The sequence below is a fragment of the Pseudomonas sp. S35 genome (assembly GCF_009866765.1).
In the GTDB taxonomy this organism is placed as follows: domain Bacteria; phylum Pseudomonadota; class Gammaproteobacteria; order Pseudomonadales; family Pseudomonadaceae; genus Aquipseudomonas.
The window spans coordinates 6,408,114-6,424,921 of record NZ_CP019431.1 but is presented as its reverse complement, the minus strand read 5'-3'; the positions used below and the strand labels follow the sequence as shown (position 1 = coordinate 6,424,921).

At 60.9% G+C, this 16,808-nt stretch carries 17 protein-coding genes and 1 pseudogene; 7 read left to right on the top strand and 11 right to left on the bottom strand.

All coding sequences use genetic code 11. From position 1 onward, the window contains the following. Positions 1 to 16 precede the first annotated feature (16 nt). The 4 genes from spoT to PspS35_RS29175 form a co-directional block, all read right to left on the bottom strand. Positions 17 to 2,122: a bifunctional GTP diphosphokinase/guanosine-3',5'-bis pyrophosphate 3'-pyrophosphohydrolase gene (gene spoT, locus PspS35_RS29190; RefSeq protein ID WP_032884411.1), complete on the bottom strand. Its 2,106-nt coding sequence runs from the start codon at positions 2,120 to 2,122 to the stop codon at positions 17 to 19. 60 nt (positions 2,123 to 2,182) lie between these two features. Further along, on the bottom strand, positions 2,183 to 2,446 hold the full coding sequence (gene rpoZ, locus PspS35_RS29185) for a DNA-directed RNA polymerase subunit omega (RefSeq protein WP_017735757.1): 264 nt from the start codon (positions 2,444 to 2,446) through the stop codon (positions 2,183 to 2,185). Between the two features lie 167 nt (positions 2,447 to 2,613). Next, positions 2,614 to 3,234, bottom strand: a complete 621-nt coding sequence (gene gmk, locus PspS35_RS29180; protein WP_159937832.1) for a guanylate kinase — start codon at positions 3,232 to 3,234, stop codon at positions 2,614 to 2,616. Between the two features lie 10 nt (positions 3,235 to 3,244). Beyond that, entirely contained in the window at positions 3,245 to 4,108 is an 864-nt protein-coding gene (locus tag PspS35_RS29175; RefSeq protein WP_159937831.1) for a YicC/YloC family endoribonuclease, read from the bottom strand. Between the two features lie 198 nt (positions 4,109 to 4,306). Here PspS35_RS29175 and rph point away from each other — a divergent pair, with 198 nt between their 5' ends. Then, complete coding sequence (gene rph, locus PspS35_RS29170) at positions 4,307 to 5,029, top strand: ribonuclease PH (protein ID WP_016975928.1); 723 nt, start codon at positions 4,307 to 4,309, stop codon at positions 5,027 to 5,029. Positions 5,030 to 5,051: 22 nt separating this feature from the next. Continuing rightward, positions 5,052 to 5,417 carry a DUF4870 domain-containing protein gene (locus tag PspS35_RS29165; RefSeq protein ID WP_159937830.1) on the top strand — a complete coding sequence of 122 codons (366 nt, stop codon included), beginning with the start codon at positions 5,052 to 5,054 and terminating at the stop codon, positions 5,415 to 5,417. 56 nt (positions 5,418 to 5,473) lie between these two features. On the opposite strand, the gene PspS35_RS29160 is transcribed toward PspS35_RS29165, so the two are convergent. Next, on the bottom strand, positions 5,474 to 6,253 hold the full coding sequence (locus tag PspS35_RS29160; protein ID WP_003195493.1) for an exodeoxyribonuclease III: 780 nt from the start codon (positions 6,251 to 6,253) through the stop codon (positions 5,474 to 5,476). A gap of 82 nt (positions 6,254 to 6,335) precedes the next feature. Here PspS35_RS29160 and pyrE point away from each other — a divergent pair, with 82 nt between their 5' ends. After that, positions 6,336 to 6,980 carry an orotate phosphoribosyltransferase gene (gene pyrE, locus PspS35_RS29155; protein WP_099586019.1) on the top strand — a complete coding sequence of 215 codons (645 nt, stop codon included), beginning with the start codon at positions 6,336 to 6,338 and terminating at the stop codon, positions 6,978 to 6,980. A 71-nt stretch (positions 6,981 to 7,051) separates the two neighbouring features. On the opposite strand, the gene argB is transcribed toward pyrE, so the two are convergent. The 4 genes and pseudogenes from argB to coaBC all read right to left on the bottom strand — a co-directional run bounded on the left by argB (position 7,052) and on the right by coaBC (position 11,310). Continuing rightward, entirely contained in the window at positions 7,052 to 7,957 is a 906-nt protein-coding gene (gene argB / locus PspS35_RS29150) for an acetylglutamate kinase (RefSeq protein ID WP_015886532.1), read from the bottom strand. 21 nt (positions 7,958 to 7,978) lie between these two features. After that, positions 7,979 to 9,400, bottom strand: a pseudogene (locus PspS35_RS29145) (phosphomannomutase/phosphoglucomutase); the annotation flags it as partial. 240 nt (positions 9,401 to 9,640) lie between these two features. Further along, positions 9,641 to 10,096: a dUTP diphosphatase gene (gene dut / locus PspS35_RS29140; protein WP_159937828.1), complete on the bottom strand. Its 456-nt coding sequence runs from the start codon at positions 10,094 to 10,096 to the stop codon at positions 9,641 to 9,643. 5 nt (positions 10,097 to 10,101) lie between these two features. Further along, positions 10,102 to 11,310: a bifunctional phosphopantothenoylcysteine decarboxylase/phosphopantothenate--cysteine ligase CoaBC gene (gene coaBC, locus PspS35_RS29135; protein WP_016970585.1), complete on the bottom strand. Its 1,209-nt coding sequence runs from the start codon at positions 11,308 to 11,310 to the stop codon at positions 10,102 to 10,104. Positions 11,311 to 11,453: 143 nt separating this feature from the next. Between coaBC and radC the strand changes: the two genes are divergently transcribed. Next, on the top strand, positions 11,454 to 12,128 hold the full coding sequence (radC, locus tag PspS35_RS29130) for a DNA repair protein RadC (RefSeq protein WP_159937827.1): 675 nt from the start codon (positions 11,454 to 11,456) through the stop codon (positions 12,126 to 12,128). Between the two features lie 56 nt (positions 12,129 to 12,184). On the opposite strand, the gene PspS35_RS29125 is transcribed toward radC, so the two are convergent. After that, on the bottom strand, positions 12,185 to 13,777 hold the full coding sequence (locus PspS35_RS29125) for an ABC transporter substrate-binding protein (RefSeq protein WP_159937826.1): 1,593 nt from the start codon (positions 13,775 to 13,777) through the stop codon (positions 12,185 to 12,187). Positions 13,778 to 14,235: 458 nt separating this feature from the next. Here PspS35_RS29125 and rpmB point away from each other — a divergent pair, with 458 nt between their 5' ends. Further along, positions 14,236 to 14,469 (top strand): 50S ribosomal protein L28, encoded by a 234-nt coding sequence (gene rpmB, locus PspS35_RS29120; RefSeq protein ID WP_003176907.1) that lies wholly within the window; start codon positions 14,236 to 14,238, stop codon positions 14,467 to 14,469. An 11-nt stretch (positions 14,470 to 14,480) separates the two neighbouring features. Beyond that, entirely contained in the window at positions 14,481 to 14,636 is a 156-nt protein-coding gene (rpmG, locus tag PspS35_RS29115; RefSeq protein WP_003176906.1) for a 50S ribosomal protein L33, read from the top strand. 71 nt (positions 14,637 to 14,707) lie between these two features. Here the strand turns inward: rpmG and PspS35_RS29110 are convergent, their stop codons facing one another. Then, positions 14,708 to 15,070: a cupin domain-containing protein gene (locus PspS35_RS29110; protein WP_159937825.1), complete on the bottom strand. Its 363-nt coding sequence runs from the start codon at positions 15,068 to 15,070 to the stop codon at positions 14,708 to 14,710. A gap of 229 nt (positions 15,071 to 15,299) precedes the next feature. On the opposite strand from PspS35_RS29110, the gene PspS35_RS29105 reads away from it, so the two are divergent. Further along, complete coding sequence (locus PspS35_RS29105; protein WP_159937824.1) at positions 15,300 to 16,793, top strand: aldehyde dehydrogenase; 1,494 nt, start codon at positions 15,300 to 15,302, stop codon at positions 16,791 to 16,793. Positions 16,794 to 16,808 lie beyond the last annotated feature (15 nt).

Genomic DNA, 16,808 nt, shown 5'->3' with positions numbered 1-16,808 from the left:
CCTTGTAAGAGTTGGGTTAAGCACGCATACGGGTGATGCGGATGACCCCGGTCAAGGCGCGCAGCTTCTTGATCACGCGGGCCAGGTGCACGCGGTCGTGCACGCTGACCACCAGTTGGACCACGCTGATGCGACCATCGCGTTCGTCCATGCTGATTTTTTCGATATTGCCGTCGGCCGCGTTGACGCTGCTGGCCAGCAGGGCGATCAGGCCGCGCTGGTGTTCCAGCTCCACACGCAACTCGACGTTGAATTCGCCGGTGACATCCTTGGCCCACGAGAGCTGGATGCATTTTTCCGGGTTGTGGCGGATCTCGGTGATGTTGCGGCAGTTGTCCAGGTGCACGACCATGCCTTTGCCTGCGGACAGGTGGCCGACAATCGGGTCGCCCGGGATCGGCGTGCAGCACTTGGCGTAGCTGAGCACCAGGCCCTCGGTGCCGCGAATCGCCAGCGGGCCTTCGGGGCTTGGCAGCTGTTCGCCTTCGCCGAGCAGGCGGCGGGCGACGACGTAGGCCATGCGGTTGCCCAGGCCGATATCTTCCAGCAGGTCCTCGACGGTTTCCTGGCGATACTCGTGGAGCATCGCTTGCACGCGCTCCTGCGGGATCTTGTCCAGGGCGCTGTCGAAACCGTTGAGCACCTTGTTTAGCAGGCGTTCGCCCAGGCTGATGGACTCGGAACGGCGCTGCAGTTTCAGCGCATGGCGGATGTGCGTGCGCGCCTTGCCGGTGACCACGAAGTTCAGCCATGCCGGGTTCGGGCGTGCGCCCGGTGCGCTGACGATCTCCACTGTAGAGCCGCTTTGCAGCGGTTCCGACAGCGGGGCCAGGCGCCGGTTGATGCGGCAGGCAATGCAGCTGTTGCCCACATCGGTGTGCACCGCGTAGGCGAAGTCGACCGCCGTGGAGCCTTTGGGCAGCTCCATGATCCGGCCCTTGGGCGTGAACACGTAGACCTCGTCCGGGAACAGGTCGATCTTCACGCTTTCGATGAATTCCAGGGAGTTGCCGGCACGTTGTTGCATTTCCAGCACGCCTTTGACCCACTGGCGGGCGCGGGCGTGGGTGCCTTTTGGCTGCTCGTCGCCACTGGACTTGTACAACCAGTGGGCGGCGATGCCGTTGTTGGCCATCTCTTCCATTTCGCGGGTGCGGATCTGGATCTCGATCGGCACGCCGTGCATGCCGAACAGCGTGGTATGCAGCGACTGATAGCCGTTGGCCTTGGGAATCGCGATGTAGTCCTTGAAGCGCCCTGGCAGCGGTTTGTACAAATTATGTACAGCGCCCAGCACGCGGTAGCAGGTGTCGACCTTGTCGACGATGATCCGGAACGCGTACACGTCCATGATCTCGTTGAAGGCCCGACGCTTGCCGCGCATCTTCTTGTAGATGCCGTAGATGTGTTTCTGCCGGCCGCTGACCTCGCCCTCGATCTCGTCGATCGCCAGGCAGTGGCTCAGCGACTCTTCGATCTTGTTGACGATTTCCTTGCGGTTGCCCCGGGCGCGCTTGACCGCCTGGTAGATGCGCGCCGAGCGCATCGGGTGCATGGCCTTGAAGCCGAGGTCTTCGAACTCGATACGAATGGCGTGCATGCCCAGCCGGTTGGCGATGGGTGCGTAGATTTCCAGGGTTTCCTTGGCGATGCGCCGACGTTTTTCGCCGGACAGCACTTCCAGCGTGCGCATGTTGTGCAGCCGGTCGGCCAGCTTGACCAGGATTACCCGGATATCGCGGGCCATCGCCATGGCCATCTTCTGGAAGTTTTCCGCCTGGGCTTCGGCCTTGGTCTCGAAGTTCATCTGGGTCAGCTTGCTGACCCCATCGACCAGTTCGGCCACGGTTTCGCCAAATTGCGCACTGAGCGCTTCCTTGGCAATACCGGTGTCTTCGATCACGTCATGCAGCATCGCGGCCATCAGGCTCTGATGGTCCATGTGCATGTCGGCAAGAATATTCGCCACCGCAAGAGGATGGGTGACATACGCCTCACCGCTACGGCGGCGTTGGCCGTCGTGGGCTTGTTCGGCATAGAAATACGCTCGGCGGACCAGGTTGACCTGGTCGGGGCCGAGGTAGGTCGATAAGCGATCGGCGAGGGCGTCTATGCTCGGCAAAGTGTGAACTCCTGCCGAAGGCTGTGACCCCGCGCCGTGCTACGTCGACCAGGCATAGGCTTAGACGGCCTCGTTGGACTCGTCCTCGAACGCTGCAAACAGCGGTTCGTCTTCAACGATTTCAGCGTTGGCGATGAACTCGTAGCTCATCAGGCCTTCAGCGATTTCACGCAGGGCTACAACGGTAGGCTTGTCGTTTTCCCACTGGACCAGGGGCTCTTTGCCGCCAGTGGCCAGTTGACGGGCACGCTTGGTAGAGAGCATGACCAGCTCAAAGCGGTTTGCCACGTGGTCTAGGCAGTCTTCAACGGTTACGCGGGCCATGATATTCCTCGGAGCGGATGCAAGATGCGCGCTGCCCGGTTGGGCGAGCGGACTAAACAGTTTAAAAAATCACCAGCGTTTAGGGAAGCGCTGATTTTTCGCAGGCCCTCGCAAAACCGCTACAAGCGCCAATGTAAAGCCCTTGCAGCGGTTTTGGGAAGGGGCAATCAGCCGAGCAATTCGGCCAGTAACTTGCCAAAACGCTGTTGTTGACGCTTTTGCTGGAGCTGATTGGTGCGGAAAATCGCCTTCAGGTCATCCAGTGCGTGGGAAAAATCGTCATTGATGATCAGGTAGTCGTAGTCGACGTAGTGGCTCATTTCGCTGACGGCTTCACGCATGCGGCCTTCGATGATCTCGTCGCTGTCCTGGCCACGGTTGGTCAGGCGCTGGTGCAAGGCTTCGAGCGACGGCGGCAGGATGAAGATCGAGCGTGCCTGGGGCATCAGCTTGCGCACTTGTTCGGCGCCCTGCCAGTCGATTTCCAAGATCAGGTCGTGACCTTCGTCGAGGGTCTGCTGCAGGTGGCTTTGCGAGGTGCCATACAGGTTGCCGAACACCTCGGCGCGCTCCAGGAAGTCGCCGTGCTCGATCATCTTGACGAACTCGGTGCGCTCGACGAAGTGATAGTGCACGCCGTTCATCTCGCCCGGACGCATGGCGCGGGTGGTGTGGGAGACCGAGATGCGGATCTGATCGTTGGTGTCGGTCAGCGCCTTGACCAGGCTGCTCTTGCCCGCGCCCGAAGGGGCGGAAATGATGTAAAGGGTGCCAGTGCTATGGGTCATGGAGGTTGCCTTACTCAATATTCTGTACTTGTTCGCGCATCTGCTCGATCAACACTTTAAGGTTGACCGCAGCCGTGGTGCTGCGCGGGTCAAATGCCTTGGAGCCCAGTGTATTGGCTTCGCGGTTGAGTTCCTGCATCAGGAAATCCAGGCGCCGACCGGCGGCGCCACCGGACTTGAGCACGCGCCGCACCTCAAGAATGTGGGTGCTCAGGCGGTCGAGTTCTTCTGCGACGTCGCTCTTTTGTGCCAGCAGGACCATTTCCTGTTCCAGGCGCACGGGGTCGAGGTCGGCTTTCATATCGGTGAAGCGGTCGAGGACCTTCTGGCGCTGGGTGGCGAGCATCTGCGGCACTAGCTCGCGCAGGGTGACAACGTCTTCTTCGATCGAGGTCAGGCGCTCGTTGATCAGGCGCGCGAGTTCGGCGCCTTCTCGCTCGCGACCGGCCTTGAGCTCCTTCAAGCCCTGGTTGAACAGGGCGAGGGCTTCGGCGTTGAGGGCTTGCGGGTCGGTGGCGTCGGCCACCAGCACGCCGGGCCAGGCCAGCACTTCCAGGGGGTTCAGCGCGGCGGGTTGCTTGATCAGGCCGGCGATGGTTTCGGCGGCGGCGACCAGTTGGGCGGCGCGCTCGCGATCCACTTGCAGCGGTTTGCCGGTGGTCTCTTCGGTAAAGCGCAGGGTGCATTCGAGCTTGCCGCGGGAAATGCCTTGGCGCAGCGCTTCACGTACGGCGCCCTCGAGGTCGCGGAACGATTCCGGCAGGCGCAGGTGCGGCTCCAGGTAGCGGCTGTTGACCGAGCGCAGTTCCCAGCTCAGGGTGCCTTGGGCGCCGGCTTTTTCGACGCGGGCGAAGGCGGTCATGCTGTGCACCATGGAGGTACCTCGCGTTGCAGCCCCGCAAACACGGGCTGATGGTTAAGAAGGCGCAGGATTGTAGCGCAGTGGGCCGGGCGCGCCCAACCAATGGGCGATAGGCTGCCCATTCGTTACCGGATTTTTTAGCAGTGCCCCGAATCGGCTCGCGGCTCTATAATGCTCGGCAGTTTTTCGTCCTCCGTACAGGTATCCCCTATGAAACGTCCAAGTGGTCGCGCTGCCGATCAGCTCCGCTCGATCCGCATCACCCGCAACTACACCAAACACGCCGAGGGATCCGTACTGGTCGAGTTTGGCGATACCAAGGTGATCTGCACCGTCAGCGTCGAAAACGGCGTGCCGCGTTTCCTCAAGGGCCAGGGCCAGGGTTGGTTGACTGCCGAGTACGGCATGCTGCCGCGCGCTACCGGCGAGCGTAACCAACGTGAAGCCAGCCGTGGCAAGCAAGGCGGGCGCACCCTGGAAATCCAGCGCCTGATCGGTCGCTCCCTGCGTGCAGCCCTGGACATGTCCAAGCTGGGCGACGTGACCCTGTACGTCGACTGCGACGTGATCCAGGCCGATGGTGGCACCCGCACTGCCTCCATCACCGGCGCCATGGTGGCCCTGGTCGACGCACTCAAAGTGATCAAGAAGCGTGGCGGCCTGAAGGGCGGTGACCCGCTCAAGCAGATGATCGCTGCGGTATCGGTCGGCATGTACCAGGGCGAGCCAGTGCTGGACCTGGACTACCTGGAAGACTCGGCTGCCGAGACCGACCTGAACGTGGTGATGACCAGCACCGGTGGCTTCATCGAAGTGCAGGGTACCGCCGAAGGCGCGCCATTCCAGCCGGCCGAGTTGAACGCCATGCTGGCCCTGGCGCAAAAAGGCATGACTGAAATCTTCGAACTGCAGAACGCCGCCCTGGCCGACTGAGCCCGCCTCAAGGAGAAGTGCCATGAATGACAGCCAAATGCCGGTACCTACGCCTTCCTACGAAGTGCGGCAGGGGGCGATGTTGTGTCATCTCGCGGCGTTTCTGGGGTTTGTGTTCCCCTTTGGCAGTGTCGTCGGGCCGCTGATGCTGTGGCAGATGAAGGAAGTGGACCCGTTCATTGATGATCAGGGCAAGGAAGCCTTGAATTTCCAGATCACCGTGGCTATCGCCTGGCTGACATGCATCGTGCTGGCCTTTGCGGTGATCGGGTTTTTCCTGATGTTTGCCCTGGCGATTGCCACGGTGGTGCTGACGATCATCGCCAGCATCAAGGCCAACAAGGGGGTTGCCTATCGCTATCCCTTGACCTGGCGTGTGATCAAATAATGAGCGCCCACAAAAAACCGACAGCGATGTCGGTTTTTTGTGCCTGGAGAAAGACCTTAGATGGTCAGTGTCCAGTCGTAGTCCACGATCAGCGGCGCATGCTGCGAGAAGCGCGGCTGGCGCGGCAAGCGTGCGCTGCGAACAAACCGACGCAGGCCAGGGGTCAGCAACTGGTAGTCGAAACGCCAGCCCAGGTTGAGCATCTCAGCCTGTTCGTTGTCTGGCCACCAGCTGTACTGGTCGCCTTCGCGGCTGACTTCGCGCAGGGCATCTACATAACCCATGTTGCCGACAATCTCGTCCATCCAGGCCCGTTCCGGCGCCAGGAAGCCCGGGGATTGCTGGCTGTCGCGCCAGTTCTTGATATCCAGCTTCTGTTGCGCCACGTACAGCGAGCCACAATAAATGTACTCGCGACGTTTGCGCCGCTGTTTATCCAGATAACGGGCGAAGTCGTCCATTAGCTTGAACTTCTGGTTCAAGTCTTCATCGCCGTTCTGCCCCGAAGGAAGCAGCAAGGTCGCGATGCTGACCTTATCGAAATCGGCTTGCAGGTAGCGCCCGTAGCGGTCGGCTGTCTCGAAGCCGAGGCCGCTGATGACCGCCTTGGGTTGCAACCGCGAATACAAAGCCACGCCACCTTGGGTGGGCACTTCGGCATCGCAGGCATAAAGGAAGTAGCCATCCAGTTGGAAGGCTGGGTCGTCCAGTTCAAAGGCGGAGGCGCGGGTGTCCTGCAGGCAGATGACGTCGGCATTCTGGGCTTGCAGCCAACTGAGCAAACCACGCTCGACTGCAGCCTGAATTCCATTAACGTTCACACTGATGATCCGCATAAATGGCCCCAAAAATCGCGTGCGTGTATGATACACGCCGTCTACCTAATTAGCTAAATCCGTGGTATCTGAGGCTTTTTTCATGCAGGCGTATCAACGCGATTTCATTCGTTTTGCCATCGATCGCGGCGTTTTGCGCTTCGGTGAGTTCACTCTCAAGTCCGGGCGCACCAGCCCGTACTTCTTCAATGCTGGCTTGTTCAACTCGGGTTCGGCCCTGGCTCAGTTGGGTCGTTTCTACGCGGCAGCCATCGTTGAAAGCGGTATTTCCTTCGACGTGCTGTTTGGCCCGGCCTACAAGGGTATACCCCTGGCGGCTACAACGGCCGTGGCTTTGGCTGAGCATCACGGGCGGGACCTGCCGTGGTGCTTCAACCGCAAGGAAGCCAAGGCCCATGGCGAAGGCGGCAGCCTGGTGGGCGCGCCGCTGACTGGCGACGTGCTGATCATCGACGACGTCATCACCGCAGGCACCGCGATCCGTGAAGTGATGCAGATCATCGCCTCCCAGGACGGCGCCAAGGCTGCCGGCGTGCTGATCGCGCTGAACCGCCAGGAGCGCGGCAACGGCGAGTTGTCGGCGATCCAGGAAGTGGAGCGCGACTTTGGCATTCCGGTGGTGAGCATCGTGTCGTTGAACCAGGTGTTGCAGTTCCTGGAAGATGACCCGCAGTTAAAGCAGCACTTGCCGGCGGTGCGTGCGTACCGCGAGCAATTCGGCGTCTGACACCGGACGTATTGCAGGCGCAAGCAAATGTGGGAGGGGGCAAGCCCCCTCCCACATTTTGTTTGCAGCGGTTAAGGACGCTTGCGGTTGCTGATCAGCGTGCCCACACCGGTATCGGTGAAGATTTCCAGCAGGATCGCATTCGGCACACGACCATCCAGGATCAGCGAGCTGCCAACACCGCCTTGCACCGCTTCCAGCGCGCAACGGATCTTCGGCAGCATGCCGCCGTAGATGGTGCCGTCGGCGATCAGTTCGTCCACTTGTTGAGTGGTCAAGCCGGTCAACACCTTGCCTTCCTTGTCCATCAGGCCGGCGATGTTGGTCAGCAGCATCAGCTTTTCAGCTTTCAGCGCCTCGGCCACCTTGCCCGCCACCAGGTCGGCGTTGATGTTGTAGGACTCGCCGTTGGCGCCCACGCCGATTGGGGCGATCACGGGGATGAAATCACCCTTGACCAGCAGGTTCAGCAGGTCGGTGTTGATGCCGATCACTTCGCCCACCTGGCCGATGTCGATGATTTCCGGCTGGGTCATTTCCGGCGTCTGACGGGTCACGGTCAGTTTTTTCGCACGGATCAGTTCCGCGTCCTTGCCGGTCAGGCCAATGGCGCTGCCGCCGTGGCGGTTGATCAGGTTCACGATGTCTTTGTTCACCTGGCCGCCGAGGACCATCTCCACCACGTCCATGGTTTGCGCGTCAGTGACGCGCATGCCATCGATGAAGTGACTCTCGATCGACAAGCGCTTGAGCAGGTCGCCGATTTGCGGGCCGCCGCCGTGCACCACCACCGGGTTGATCCCCACGGCTTTCATCAGCACGATATCGCGGGCGAAGCCGGTCTTCAGCTCGTCGCTTTCCATGGCATTGCCGCCGTACTTGATCACCAGCGTCTTGCCGACATAGCGTCGAATGTAAGGCAACGCTTCGGACAGGACCTTGGCGGTGTTGGCAGCGGCTTCGCGTTCGAGGGTCATTCAGGGCTCCGGTGTAAAAAATCAGAACGGTAATTGGAGATCAGGGGCAACACGTTTCAACTGGGCGTGGAACACGTCCTTGATGCGCTGCAACTCAGCCTCGGTATCCGCCTCGAAACGCAGGACCAGCACCGGTGTGGTGTTGGACGCGCGAACCAGGCCCCAGCCTTTGGCGTAATCGACTCGCACACCATCAATGGTGGTCAGGTTGGCGCCTTCACCCCATTGCGCATCGTGCAGTGCGTCAATGATGCTGAATTTGCTCTCCTCGGTCACATGGATATTGATCTCTGGCGTAGAAATATCATTCGGGAAGGTCTGGAACAGCGAATCGCAGGTGGATTTTTCCTTGCTGAGGATCTCCAGCAGACGAGCGGCGCTGTAAATGCCATCGTCAAAACCGAACCAGCGCTCCTTGAAGAACACGTGGCCGCTCATTTCACCGGCCAACAGGGCGCCGGTTTCCTTCATTTTCTTTTTGATCAACGAATGACCGGTCTTCCACATTAGCGGGCGACCGCCGTATTCCTTGATCAATGGCGTAAGGCGGCGAGTGCACTTCACGTCGAAAATGATTTCGGCGTTGGGATTGCGTGCCACGACGTCGCGGGCGAACAGCATCAGCAGGCGGTCGGGGAATACGATGTCGCCGGTTTCTGTCACAACGCCTACGCGATCGCCGTCACCGTCGAAGGCCAGGCCGACGTCGGCGCCGGTTTCCTTGACCTTGGCGATCAGGTCTACCAGGTTTTCAGGCTTGCCCGGGTCCGGGTGGTGGTTGGGGAAGTTGCCATCGACGTCGCAGAACAGCGGGATCACTTCGCAGTTCAGGGCCTCAAGCAATTGCGGGGCGATCACGCCGGCCGCGCCGTTGCCGCAGTCCACCACCACTTTGAGGCGGCGTGCGAGCTTGACGTCGCGAGTGATCTCGTCGGAGTAGCGCTGCAGGATGTCGACCTTGGTAATGCTGCCTTTGCCGCTGGTCAGGTTGTTAGTCTTCAGGCGCTCGTGCAGGGCCTGGATCTGTTCGTTGGCCAGGGTATCGCCGGCGATGACGATCTTGAAGCCGTTGTAGTCCGACGGGTTGTGGCTGCCGGTGAGCATCACCCCGGATTTGCCGGCCAGCACGTTGGCGGCGTAGTACAGCGCGGGCGTTGGCACCAGGCCGACGTCGCTGACATGGCAGCCGCTGTCGGCCAGGCCCTGGATCAGTTGCTCCACCAGCTCGGGACCGGAGAGGCGTCCGTCACGGCCGACCGAGACGTTGGGCTCATCCTGGGCCAGGCTCTGGGCACCGATGGCGCGGCCGATCCAGTAGGCGGTTTCGGCGGTCAGGGTCTTGGGCACCACGCCACGAATGTCATAGGCGCGAAAGATGCTGTCGGGGAATGTCGGGGCTACTCGGGCTGCGGTACTCATCGCGGGGGGAAACTCCATCTGAAGGGGGCAAGGCTGGCTGTAATGTGGCTGGCCGGCAGGCTCAAACTGAAGGGTATGACGGTGTTTTCGGCAGAGAGTTCGTGGTGCAAAAGTGCCATCGGCGTTTGGATGCCTCGCTTTGCTCTGCGTAATGCATTGATTTCGCTAGGGAAATCTCGCTGATAAATTCCGCGCATTCTTCATCCTGAAAAGCCATGCGGTGGCCTCTGACCGGACGAAAGCGTCCGGCCAGGTTCAGCTTAGTCAGTGGCTGCCCGAATGCCCAAAACCGCCTGCGCCGCGTTGGGTTTCGTCGAACTCCTGCACCAGTTCGAAGTGCGCCTGTACCACTGGCACAAGAACGAGCTGGGCGATGCGTTCGCCGACCGCGATGTTGAATGCGGTCTGGCCGCGGTTCCAGCAGGACACCATCAGTTCGCCTTGGTAATCCGAGTCGATCAGGCCCACCAGGTTGCCCAGCACGATGCCGTGTTTGTGGCCCAGGCCAGAGCGCGGCAGGATCAGTGCCGCCAGGCCAGGGTCGCCGACGTAGATCGACAGGCCGGTAGGGATCAGGACGGTCTGGCCCGGCTCAAGCACGGTGTCTTGCTTGAGCATGGCGCGCAGGTCCAGGCCAGCGGAACCTGGGGTGGCGTAGGCCGGCAGTGGGAATTCGGTGCCGATGCGGGGGTCGAGGATCTTGGCTTGCAAAGCGTGCATGGAAATTAAACCTGGTTCAGCCGTTGGGCGATAAAAGAGATCAGTTGGCGGGCAATTTTGCCCTTGCTGGTCTGGGCGAAAAGGGTGGCGTGCAGGTCGCGGTCGATCACGCTGCAGGCGTTTTCCTCACTGTTGAAGCCGATGCTCGGGTTGGCGACATCATTGGCAACGATCAGGTCGAGGTTTTTGTCTTTCAGTTTGCGCGCGGCGTAGTCCAGCAGGTGCTCGGTTTCGGCGGCGAAGCCGACACTGAACGGGCGATCCGGCCGGGTGGCGATGGTGGCCAGGATGTCCGGGTTGCGCACCATTTGCAGGAGCAGGCCGTCGCCGCTTGTAGGGTCTTTCTTGAGCTTTTGCGGGGCGACGACTTCCGGGCGGTAGTCTGCAACTGCTGCCGAGGCGATAAACAGGTCGCAGGGAATCGCCGCTTCACAGGCCGCGAGCATGTCCCGGGCGCTGACTACGTCGATTCGGGTGACGCGGTCTGGTGTCGGCAAATGCACCGGGCCGGTGATCAGGGTGACACGAGCACCCGCTTCGACCGCGGCTTCGGCCAGCGCAAAGCCCATTTTCCCTGAGCTATGGTTGGTGATGTAGCGCACCGGGTCGATGTTTTCCTGGGTTGGGCCGGCGGTGATCAGCACGTGTTTGCCGGTCAGGGCCAGGTGCTGGAAGCACTCGGCGGCGCACAGCGCCAGGTCGGTGGCTTCGAGCATGCGGCCCATGCCGACATCGCCACAGGCCTGGCTGCCGGAGGCCGGGCCGAACACCTTGAGGCCACGGCTTTGCAGGAGCTGGGTGTTGGCCTGGGTGGCCGGGTCGCGCCACATGGCCTGGTTCATGGCCGGGGCGATGGCAACGGTGGCGTCGGTGGCCAGTACCAGGGTGGTCAGCAGGTCGTCGGCGATACCTTGGGCCAATCGGGCGATCAGGTCGGCGGTGGCCGGGGCGATCAGCACCAGGTCGGCCCATTTGGCCAGTTCGATATGGCCCATGGCGGCTTCGGCCGCCGGGTCCAGCAGGTCCAGGTGAACCGGGTGGCCGGACAAGGCTTGCATGGTCAGCGGCGTGATGAACTCGCTGCCGCCACGGGTCATGACCACGCGCACTTCGGCGCCTTGGTCCAGGAGCCTGCGAACCAGTTCTGCGCTCTTGTAGGCGGCAATGCCGCCGCCGACGCCGAGAACGATGCGTTTCCGATACAGACGCTGCATTGGTTTGCCTTTCCAGTTCAGTGAAGCCAGTTCAGTGACGCCTGCGATCTCCCCTCCCCAGGTGAAATCGCACGCAAAAAAGAGGGCCTACGATAACACAGCGCCCGCTGGGCAACAGCGGCGCACATGCACAGGGAGGTGGGATGAGTATTCGAGATTGGCCGGCGACAGAGCGGCCGCGGGAGAAGCTTTTGGCGTGGGGGGCGGCGAGTTTGTCAGACGCTGAACTATTGGCGATTTTCTTGCGCACCGGTGTCCCCGGGAAAAGCGCGGTGGACCTGGCGCGAAGCCTGTTGGCGCAATTTGGTGGCTTGCGCCCGCTGCTGGAGGCCAGCCAGACGTTGTTCAGCCAGCAAGCGGGCCTGGGGCCAGCAAAATTTGCCCAGTTGCAGGCGGTGTTGGAAATGGCCCGCCGCCATATGGCCGAGCGGCTGCGCAGTGAGTCGGTGCTCGAAAGCCCGCTGGCTGTGCGCAGCTATCTCAAGGCGCTGCTGCGCCATGAGCCCCACGAGATCTTTGGATGCCTGTTTCTTGATTCAAAGCACCGAGTGTTGGGTTTCGAGGCCCTGTTCCAAGGCACCATCGATGCTACGGTGGTTTACCCTCGGCAAGTGGTCAAGCGCGCGCTGGCGTACAACGCTGCAGCGTTGATCCTGTGCCACAACCATCCTTCCGGAAGTGCGGAGCCCAGCGCGGCTGATCGAACATTGACCAAGACCCTTCAGAAGGCCCTGGAAGTGGTGGACGTGCGGTTGCTGGATCACATTATCGTAGGGGATGGCGACCCATTGTCGATGGCTGAACATGGGTGGATGTAGAGAACGCCGCCGCACGTTTCAAGCTGCAAGCCTCAAGTGGGCTTGCAGCTTGTACCTCAGGGCTTGACGCTGACTTTCGAGAAATCCTGGCGCCCGAACGGGCTCACCTGGTAACCCTCGACACTCTTGCGCGCCAGGGCGAACGCCGTTGGGTGCGCCAGCGGCAGCCACAGTGCCTGCTGCTGGATCTGCGCTTGGGCCTGTTGATACAGCTTGCTGCGCACCCCTTGCTCGCTGGTGGTCTTGCCCGCGCTGATCAGCTTGTCCAGCGCCGGGTCGCAGTAGCGAGCGAAGTTGGTGCCGGATTTCACCGCTGCGCAGGAGAACTGCGGCGTCAGGAAGTTATCCGGGTCGCCGTTGTCGCCGGCCCACCCCATGAACAGCAGATCGTGCTCACCCGCCTTGGCGCGGCGAATCAACTCGCCCCATTCGATCACGCGGATCTCGGCCTGGATGCCGACCTTGGCCAGGTCGGCTTGTAGCAATTGCGCGCCCAGGTTCGGATTGGGGTTGAGCAGGCTGCCGGTGGGGCGGGTCCAGATTGTGGTCTTGAAGCCGTCCTTGAGCCCGGCGCGATCCAGCAGGGCCTTGGCCTTGGCGAGGTCCTGTGGATAACCCGGCAGATCCTTGGCGTAGCTCCAGGTGTTGGGTGGGTAAGGGCCATTGGCAGCTTCGGCAGTGCCTTCAAACACGGCCTTGAGGTAGCTGGCCTTGTCGAATGCCAGGTTGATCGCCTGACGCACTTCGGGCTTGTCCAATGGTGGATGCTGGCTGTTGATGGCCACGAATGCGGTCATGAACGCGGCGGTCTTTTCTACCTTGAGCGTAGGATCTTTCTCTGCCTCGCCCACATCCAACGGCTTGGGAGACAGGGCGATCTGGCACTCATCGCGGCGCAGTTTCTGCAAGCGCACATTGGCGTCGGGGGTAATGGCGAAGATCAAGTTATCCACAGCCGGTTTGCCGCCAAAGTAGTCCAGGTTGGCCTTGTAGCGAACCACGGCATCTTTCTGGAAACGGCTGAAAATGAACGGCCCGGTGCCGATCGGTTGGCTGTTGAGCTTCTCGGGTGTACCGGCCTTGAGCAGCTTGTCGGCGTATTCGGCCGGGTAGATCGAGGCAAAGCCCATGCTCAGGGCCGCAAGGAAGGTGGAGTCGGCGTGATCCAGGGTGAAGCGCACCGTCAGCGGGTCGAGGGCGTCGATCTTCTTGACCAGTGTCGGCAATTGCAGGGACTGGGCGTGGGGGAAGCCGCTCTGGGCGATCTTGTGCCACGGGTTGGCGGGGTCGAGCATGCGCTCGAAGCTGAAGCGCACGTCCTCGGCGGTCAGGCTGCGGCTTGGGGTGAAGTACTCGGTACGATGGAATTTAACGTCCGGGTGCAGCTTGAAGGTGTACGTCAGGCCGTCCGGCGATACGTCCCAGCTGTCCGCCAGGCTTGGCACCAGCTTGCCGCTGGCGGCATCGAAGTCCACCAGGCGGTTCATCAGCACGTCGGCCGAGGCATTGGTGGTGGTCAGCGAGTTGTACTGCACCACATCGAACCCTTCGGGGCTGGCCTCGGTGCACACGCTCAGGTTGGTGGCGGCAGAGGCCAGCGGCGCGATAAAGAGAGGGGCAAGCAACAACGGTAGGGCAGCGAGGCGCATAGTCGGTTTCCTTTGCAGATCGAAGGCCCATCTGCGAGTGCAGTCTGGAAAAGTCCTACCGTAGTGGTCTGGTTGATAAATGACTAGTCCATTTTTGCCTGTGCTTTTGGCTCAAATGCTGTTTTGATGGCACCTCAGATTGTTTCGCCGCGCACTTTACGGTGCGCGCGGGCGCTGAAAATCATTCTGTGCGACGAGCGGTCGGCTGTTGTAGCGGCCCCTCCTGGCAACGGTTCAGGCGTCAACGGCCGAGATTTACTCAGGTAAAAACACACTCGCTGTTGTTGCACCAGGGTCTTTCTGGTATAAAGCAGCGCTCTTTTCTAGGGGCCCGGTTCCTTCGCTTGTAGGTGTAGCCGGTAAGACCCTAAAGAAACGCGGCGCCTGGCGCCAAATGACTGAGAGATTAAGCGGCCAACCCATGCCGGGTTGGGCATGTGGTTTTAGAGGGCTGAGGCATGTCGAGAGTCTGTCAAGTTACCGGTAAGGGTCCGGTGACTGGGAATAACATTTCCCACGCAAATAACAAAACCCGTCGTCGTTTCCTGCCGAACCTGCAGCATCACCGCTTCTGGGTTGAAGAAGAGAAACGTTTTGTTCGCCTGCGTGTATCTGCCAAAGGCATGCGCATCATCGACAAGCGTGGCATCACTGTCGTGCTGGCCGAAATCCGTGCCGCTGGCAAGATCTAAGGAGCTCTATCATGCGTGAATTGATTCGAATGATCTCTAGCGCCGGTACTGGTCACTTCTACACTACCGACAAGAACAAGCGTACTACCCCGGACAAGCTCGAAAAGAAAATGTTCGACCCGCGCGTTCGCAAGCACGTGATCTACAAAGAAGGCAAAATCAAGTAATTGATTTTCTTCCTTGTGAAAAAAAGCCCGTATCTCACGATGCGGGCTTTTTTTTGCCTGGCGTTTACTGGTCAGGCTTTCTGTTCGAACACCACGTAGATCTTGCGGCAGGCTTGCAGCACTTCCCAGGTACCGCTGAAACCGGCCGGGATCACAAAGCGGTCACCGGCGCGCAAGGTCTTGGCGTTACCCTCGGCGTCGCGTAGCACGGACACACCCTGCACGATCTCGCAATACTCATGCTCGGTGTAGTTGACCTTCCATTGCCCGACTTGGCCCTCCCAGACCCCGGCGTTCATCTGGCCGCACGGACTGTTGTAGTGGTTGTAGACCGTTTGCTCGGGATCGCCCTTGAGGATTTTTTCGGCGGCAGGGCGATAGCGCTCGGGGGCGGTGTTGGCTTGGCTGAAGTCGACGATGTCCTGGATGCTCATGTGCGTGTCCCGTCTGGCCTGCGGTTGGAGAGCCCAAAGTTTATGTTTATTAAAATGAACATCGCAAGGGCGTTTACCGGCGTTATGTCAAATATATTGAAACATCCCCAGCCGCTGGTTTAGGGTGGCAGCTGCCTTGCGCCGAACCACAGGCGGGCGGGCAAGCATTCTTTAAGGCTGCCGGGGGACATCGCCTGGCCCTTGTATTCAACAAGAGGAGGACACTCGCATGACCACCCTGACCCGTGCCGATTGGGAACAACGCGCCAAGGATCTGAAGATCGAGGGCCGCGCCTACATCAATGGCGAATACACCGCCGCTGTTTCCGGTGACACCTTCGAATGCCTCAGCCCGGTCGATGGCCGCCTGTTGACCACCGTTTCCAGCTGTGACGCCGCCGACGCCCAGCGTGCCGTGGAAAATGCCCGCGCCACCTTCAATTCCGGCGTCTGGTCGCGCCTGGCGCCGGCCAAACGCAAAGCCACCATGATCCGTTTCGCCGCGCTGCTCAAGGCCAATGCCAAAGAGCTGGCACTGCTCGAAACCCTGGACATGGGCAAGCCGATCAGCGACTCCCTGAACATCGACGTACCCGGCGCGGCGAATGCCCTGAGCTGGAGCGGCGAGGCCATCGACAAGATCTACGACGAAGTTGCCGCAACGCCGCACGATCAACTGGGCCTGGTGACCCGCGAGCCGGTCGGCGTGGTTGGCGCCATCGTGCCGTGGAACTTCCCGTTGATGATGGCCTGCTGGAAACTCGGCCCTGCGCTCTCCACCGGCAACTCGGTGATCCTCAAGCCGTCCGAGAAATCCCCGCTCACGGCCATCCGTATCGCGGCCCTGGCGGTTGAAGCCGGTATCCCGAAAGGCGTGTTCAACGTGCTGCCGGGCTACGGCCATACCGTTGGCAATGCGCTGGCGTTGCACATGGACGTCGACACCCTGGTGTTCACCGGCTCGACCAAGATCGCCAAGCAGCTGTTGATTCGCTCCGGCGAGTCGAACATGAAGCGCGTGTGGCTGGAAGCCGGCGGCAAGAGCCCGAACATCGTGTTCGCCGACGCCCCGGACCTGCAAGCGGCCGCCAACTCTGCTGCCAGCGCCATCGCCTTCAACCAGGGCGAAGTCTGCACTGCCGGTTCGCGCCTGCTGGTGGAACGCTCGATCAAAGATTCATTCCTGCCGCTGGTCATCGAGGCGCTCAAGGCCTGGAAACCCGGCAACCCGCTGGACCCGGCGACCACCGTCGGCGCGCTGGTGGACACCCAGCAGATGAACACCGTGCTGTCGTACATCGAGGCGGGTCACAGCGATGGCGCCAAGTTGGTGGCTGGCGGCAAGCGCATCCTGGAGGAAACCGGCGGTACCTACGTCGAGCCAACGATTTTCGACGGCGTGACCAACGCCATGAAGATCGCCCAGGAAGAGATCTTCGGCCCGGTCCTGTCGGTGATTACCTTCGACAGCGCCGAAGAAGCCATCAAGATTGCCAACGACACGGTGTATGGCCTGGCCGCAGCGGTATGGACGGCTGATATCTCCAAGGCGCACCTGACCGCCAAGGCCTTGCGCGCCGGTAGCGTGTGGGTCAACCAGTACGATGGCGGCGACATGACCGCGCCGTTTGGTGGTTTCAAGCAATCGGGCAATGGCCGCGACAAGTCGCTGCATGCGTTCGACAAATACACCGAGCTGAAGTCCACCTGGATCAAGCTCTAAGCAACACCGCAGGCC